A 5,678-nucleotide genomic window follows, 5' to 3' on the forward strand; every position below is an offset into this window, starting at 1 on the left:
CCCATGGGGTGGCGGCGGCAACAATCAGGGACCCTGGGGGCAGGGTCCAAAGGGACCGAGTGGGCCACAGGGCTCGCCTCCAGATCTCGAAGACATCATCCGCCGCGGCCAGGACCGGCTGCGGCGCGCTCTTCCGGGTGGCGGCGGCGCGAGCCCGGCTATCTTCGCGCTGATCGCGGCTGCACTTGTGGTGCTGTGGGCGTTCAAGGCGGTTTATACCGTGCAGCCCGACGAGGTTGCCGTCGAACTGCGCTTCGGCAAGCCGAAGACCGAACTGTCGCAGCCCGGCCTGCATTTCCATTGGTGGCCGCTCGAAACCGTCGAGACGGCCAAGATTTCCGAGCAGCTCGTCGATATCGGCGGCGGCGGCGCGACGAGCGGCAACACGTCCGGGCTGATGCTTACCGGCGACCAGAACATCGTCAACGTCCAGTTCTCGGTGGCCTACCAGGTCTCCGACCCGAGCGCCTATCTGTTCGACGTGTCCGATCCCGACGGTATGCTGCGGCAGGTTGCCGAAAGCGCCATGCGTGAAGCCGTCGGCCGCCGGCCGGCGCAGGACATCTTCCGCGACGACCGCCAGGGCATTGCCGCCTCGGTGCGTGAAATCATCCAGACGACGCTGGACGGCTACAAGGCCGGTCTCAACGTCAACGCCGTCTCGATCGAGGATGCGGCACCGCCACGCGAAGTGGCCGATGCGTTCGACGAGGTGCAGCGCGCCGAGCAGGACGAGGACAAGTTCGTCGAGCAGGCCAACCAGTATTCCAACCAGAAGCTCGGGCAGGCGCGCGGCGAGGCCGCACAGATCCGCGAAGACGCGGCCGCCTACAAGAACCGGGTCGTGCAGGAAGCCGAGGGTGAGGCACAGCGCTTCATCTCGGTCTATGACGAATATGCCAAGGCGCCCGATGTAACGCGCAAGCGCCTCTACCTGGAAACCATGGAGAAGGTTCTGAAGGATTCGAGCAAGGTCATCGTCGAGCAGGGTAACGGGCAAGGGGTCGTTCCCTATCTGCCGCTGCCGGCATTGCAGCCGAAGGCGCCGGCACCGGCCGCCCCCGTTACGGGAGGTAACCAGTGATGGCCAACCGTCTTCCCATCATCGTCGTCGCAGCAGCGGTTATCCTGTTCCTGCTCTATTCGTCGGTCTTCGTGGTCAATGCGCGCCAGCAGGCGCTGGTGCTCAGGTTCGGCGAGATCGTCGACGTCAAGAGCGAACCCGGCATCTACTTCAAGGCTCCGTTCTCGTTCTTCGACGCCGACACCGTGCAGCTGATCGAGAACCGGGTGCTGCGCTTCGACCTCGACAACATTCGCGTCCAGGTTTCGGGCGGCAAGTTCTATGAGGTCGATGCCTTCATCGCCTATCGCATCTCGGATCCGCGGGTCTTCCGTGCCGCGGTGTCCGGTCAGATCGAATTGGCCGAGGCCCGGCTCAGGACGCGTCTCGACGCTGCCTTGCGCCGTGTCTATGGTCTGCGTGATTTCGAGGCAGCACTCTCCGAAGAGCGCGGCGTGATGATGCGCGAGGTCCGCGACCAACTCAGGCCCGATGCCACATCGCTCGGCCTGCAGATCGAGGATGTCCGCATTCGCCGCACCGATCTCACGGCCGAAGTCTCGCAGCAGACCTTCGACCGCATGAAGGCGGAACGCCTGGCGGAAGCTGCCCGGCTGAGGGCGCGCGGCAATGAGGCGGCACAGCGCATCACCGCGCGTGCTGATCGCGAAGTGGTCGAGATCGTCGCCGAAGCGCAAAAAGAGTCGGAAATCCTGCGCGGCGAGGGCGAGGCCCAGCGCAGCGCCACCTTCGCGGGAGCCTACCAGCGCGATCCGGCCTTCTTCGACTTCTACCGGTCGATGAATGCCTATGGCACGGCGCTGGACAACACCGGAACGACGATGGTGCTGTCGCCGAACTCGGAGTTCTTCCGCTTCTTCCGCAATCCCGACGGCAGCGAGGGGCCGGCAAAGCCGGCTTCGCCTGCGCCAAACGCTCCGGCGACGGCACCCGCCGCGCCGGCGGCACAGCCCAGCACCGGCCAGTAGCGGCCGGTGCAGGATTTTCTTGCCGCCATGGGCCTGGTCCTCGTCATAGAGGGTCTGGTCTATGGCGGCTTTCCCGGCCTGGCCAGGAAGCTTGCCACCGAAGTGCTGTCGCTGCCCGAGAACGCGTTGCGGATTGCCGGGCTGGCGGCGATCGCGATCGGCGTCGGCATCGTCTGGCTGGTACGAGGCGCATGACGGCGGCGATGATTTATCCTCTGCCGATAGCCATAGCCGCAAACGTGCCGTATTTTTTGCCAACATGGCGTGACGCGGCGTTTTCGTCGAAGCGCTTTTCTTTTCAAGAATACCGGGAGGCTTCTCGATGACATCCAATACAATTCTGCGCGCGGCGCGGCGGACATTCATCGCCGGCGCGGCGGCACTTCTTGTCAGCGCAGTCGCTGTCCCGTCCTTCGTGACGCCGACATTTGCCGCCGATGGGCCCGCTTCGGTCGCCGATCTGGCGCAAGGCCTGCTCGGCGCGGTGGTCAACATATCGACCTCGCAGACGGTCAAGGGTACCGAAGGCCCGGGCGCGGTGCCGATGCCGCAATTGCCCGAGGGTTCGCCCTTCCAGGATTTCTTCGACGATTTCTTCAAGAACCGTGGCGGCGACAAGGACAACGGCGCGCAGAAGGTGCAGTCGCTGGGCTCCGGCTTCGTCATCGATGCCGAACAAGGCATCGTCGTCACCAACAACCATGTCATCGCCGATGCCGACGATATCGAGGTCAATTTTTCCGATGGCGTCACCTTGAAGGCGACGCTGGTCGGCACCGACACCAAGACCGATGTCGCCGTGCTCAAGGTCGATCCGAAAGGCCACAAGCTGACGGCGGTGAAGTTCGGCGATTCCACCAAGATGCGCGTCGGCGACTGGGTGATGGCGATCGGCAATCCGTTCGGCCTCGGCGGCACGGTGACGGTCGGCATCGTCTCTGCCCGCAACCGCGACATCAATTCCGGCCCTTATGACGACTTCATCCAGACCGATGCCGCGATCAACCGCGGCAATTCCGGCGGACCGCTGTTCAACAGCGCGGGCGAAGTCATCGGCATCAACACGGCGATCATTTCGCCTTCCGGCGGCTCGATCGGCATCGGCTTCTCCATACCGTCGCAGCTCGCGTCCGGCGTCGTCGACCAGTTGCGCCAGTTCGGCGAGACGCGGCGCGGCTGGCTCGGCGTGCGCATCCAGCCGGTAACCGATGACATCGCCGAAAGCCTCGGCATGGCGACCGCCAAGGGCGCGCTGGTTGCCGGCGTGATCAAGGGCGGCCCGGTCGACAATGGCACGATCCAGGCGGGCGACGTCGTCATCAAGTTCGACGGCAAGGATATCCATGAGATGCGCGATCTGCCGCGCGTCGTCGCCGAAAGCCCGGTTGGCAAGGCGGTCGATGTGCTCATCGTGCGCAAGGGTGTCGAGCAGACCGTGAAGGTGACGCTCGGCCGGCTCGAGGATGGCGAGAAACTCGCCAGCAGCGAGGAGGGCGGCAAAACCGACCAGGACAAGAGTGACAAGGCTCCAGCCGTTTCGACGGCTTCGGTGCTCGGCATGACGGTCGGCGAACTGAACGACGAGACACGCAAGAAGTTCAGCATTGCGGCCGATGTTTCGGGCGTCGTCATCACCGACGTCACCAAGGACTCGGCCGCCGCCGAACGCGGCATCCAGCCCGGCGAGGTGATCACCGAGATCGCGCAGGAATCGGTCGCCACGCCCAAGGACGTCATGGACCGGATCGGCGCCTTGAAGGAACAGGGGCGCAAGAATGCGCTCTTGATGCTGGCATCGAAGACCGGCGAACTCAGGTTCGTGACGATCCGGATGGACTGAGGTCCGGAAGACCCGACAACAAGACAACACTGAAAGAAAAAGGGCGGCTAGCGAGCCGCCCTTTTTCTTGCCTGCCAGTCCTGGCGCGACAGTCTGTAGAGGACATGCCGTTTGAGATGCGGATGGCTGTCGGGAATGCTGGGGTGGTCGAAATCGCCGGACGGATCCGCGCTCATGCCGAGGCGTTGCATGACGGCGGTGGAGCGGCGGTTGGCCGCGACGGCGAATGACACGATTTCATCGAGGCCAAGCGTCTCGAAGCCGTAGGCCAGCCACGCTTCGGCTGCCTCGGTGACATAGCCTTTGCCCCAGAATTCAGGTGCCAGCCGCCAACCGATCTCGATGGTGCCAGCTGGCAGGGATGGCACATGATCGGTGTCGAGGAGACCGATGAAGCCGATGCATTCACCGGTGGCGGTGATCTCGGCAGCAGCAAAACCGTATCCGTCCCTCGTGGTCCAGTCCCGGAGCTCGTCCATCTTGGCATCCGCCTGGGCGCGGTCACGGCGGAACGGAAAGAACTCCATCACCTGTTCGTCGGAGTTGATGCGGTGGAACAGGTCGCGGTCGCGATCTTCCCAGTTGCGCAGGATCAGGCGCGCGGTACGCATTGGTTTCATTGCACAAACTCCTCCTGCCTGTAGCCCTGCACATAGAGCAGCGCGGTCAGGTCGCCATGATCGATGCGGACCTTGGCCTGTGCCGCCACCGTCGGCTTGGCGTGAAGCGCGACACCGGTACCGGCAAGGCGGATCATGTCGAGATCATTGGCGCCGTCACCGACGGCGATGGCGTCGGCGGGCGTCAGACCGAGGCGCGCTGAAATTTCGATCAGCGCGTCGGCCTTGGCGGCGCGGCCGAGGATCGGCTCGCCGACCAGCCCGGTAAAGCGGCCGTCCTGTTCGAGCAGACGATTGGCGCGGTTTTCCTGGAAGCCGAGCATGACGGCGATGCGCGTCGTGAAGACCTCGAACCCGCCAGACACGAGTGCCGTCCAGGCGCCGTTGGCGCGCATGGTGCGGACCAGAACACGGCCGCCCGAGGCCAGCGTCAGGCGATCGGCGACGATGCGATCGACCACGGCGGCATCGAGGCCCTTGAGCAACGCCACCCGCTCGCGCAAAGCCGGTTCGAAGGCGATTTCACCATTCATGGATCGCGCGGTGATGGCCGCAACATGATCCTTGACGCCGATCTCGTCGGCTAGCTCGTCGATGCATTCCTGGTCGATCATGGTCGAATCCATGTCGGCGATCAGGATTTTCTTGCGGCGGGTTTCTGCCTCTTGGACGATCACGTCGACCGCCTCGCTGGCGAGTGCCGTGCGCAAGACGGCACTCGTAACGGCGGCGTCTTCTGCCTCAGGCAGGACGAGATCGCAGGCAATACCTTCAGCCAGCCAGACAACAGCGCTTGCGCCGACCGACCGTGAGGCCATATTCGCAAGCGACAGCGACAAAGCGCGCTCAGTGGGACGGGAAACAAGCGTGGCGATGAGCGGCATGGAACATTCCGGCGGGCAGGCGGGCAAGGGCCGCGTGAAGAACGCGATCCTGATAGCCGGGCCGACCGCCAGCGGCAAGTCGGCGCTTGCGCTCGATCTGGCCGAGCGCAGGGGTGGCGTGATCGTCAACACCGATTCCATGCAGGGCTATTCGGTGCTCGACGTGCTGACCGCCCGGCCGGAGGCGGCCGACCTCGCCCGCGCACCGCATTTCCTCTACGGCCATGTCCACCCGGCGACACCCTATTCCACCGGCGCCTGGCTCCGCGACGTGAGGAAACT

At 64.4% G+C, this 5,678-nt stretch carries 7 protein-coding genes; 5 read left to right on the plus strand and 2 right to left on the minus strand.

Annotated features, from left to right (window positions below):
• The 4 genes from hflK to EN943_RS34290 form a co-directional block, all read left to right on the plus strand.
• A partial coding sequence (gene hflK, locus EN943_RS34275) for an FtsH protease activity modulator HflK (protein ID WP_127416296.1) occupies positions 1 to 1,084 on the plus strand: 1,084 nt, incomplete at its 5' end.
• On the plus strand, positions 1,084 to 2,052 hold the full coding sequence (locus tag EN943_RS34280) for a protease modulator HflC (RefSeq protein ID WP_013531031.1): 969 nt from the start codon (positions 1,084 to 1,086) through the stop codon (positions 2,050 to 2,052). The genes hflK and EN943_RS34280, both read left to right, overlap by 1 nt.
• 6 nt (positions 2,053 to 2,058) lie before the next feature.
• Positions 2,059 to 2,247 carry a DUF2065 domain-containing protein gene (locus EN943_RS34285; protein WP_013531032.1) on the plus strand — a complete coding sequence of 63 codons (189 nt, stop codon included), beginning with the start codon at positions 2,059 to 2,061 and terminating at the stop codon, positions 2,245 to 2,247.
• A 127-nt stretch (positions 2,248 to 2,374) separates the two neighbouring features.
• Positions 2,375 to 3,892 carry a DegQ family serine endoprotease gene (locus EN943_RS34290; RefSeq protein WP_127416297.1) on the plus strand — a complete coding sequence of 506 codons (1,518 nt, stop codon included), beginning with the start codon at positions 2,375 to 2,377 and terminating at the stop codon, positions 3,890 to 3,892.
• Between the two features lie 47 nt (positions 3,893 to 3,939).
• On the opposite strand, the gene EN943_RS34295 is transcribed toward EN943_RS34290, so the two are convergent.
• A complete protein-coding gene (locus tag EN943_RS34295) occupies positions 3,940 to 4,512 on the minus strand; it encodes a GNAT family N-acetyltransferase (protein ID WP_127416298.1) in 573 nt (190 codons plus the stop codon).
• Positions 4,509 to 5,396, minus strand: a complete 888-nt coding sequence (gene serB, locus EN943_RS34300; RefSeq protein ID WP_127416299.1) for a phosphoserine phosphatase SerB — start codon at positions 5,394 to 5,396, stop codon at positions 4,509 to 4,511. The genes EN943_RS34295 and serB overlap by 4 nt, the downstream gene beginning before the upstream one ends.
• Between serB and EN943_RS34305 the strand changes: the two genes are divergently transcribed.
• Positions 5,386 to 5,678, plus strand: a 293-nt coding sequence (locus EN943_RS34305) for an isopentenyl transferase family protein (RefSeq protein ID WP_281060875.1), incomplete at its 3' end; no start/stop codon positions are given. The genes serB and EN943_RS34305 overlap by 11 nt on opposite strands.

Origin of the sequence: Mesorhizobium sp. M7A.F.Ca.US.006.01.1.1, assembly GCF_003997935.1 — a bacterium.
Classification (GTDB): domain Bacteria; phylum Pseudomonadota; class Alphaproteobacteria; order Rhizobiales; family Rhizobiaceae; genus Mesorhizobium.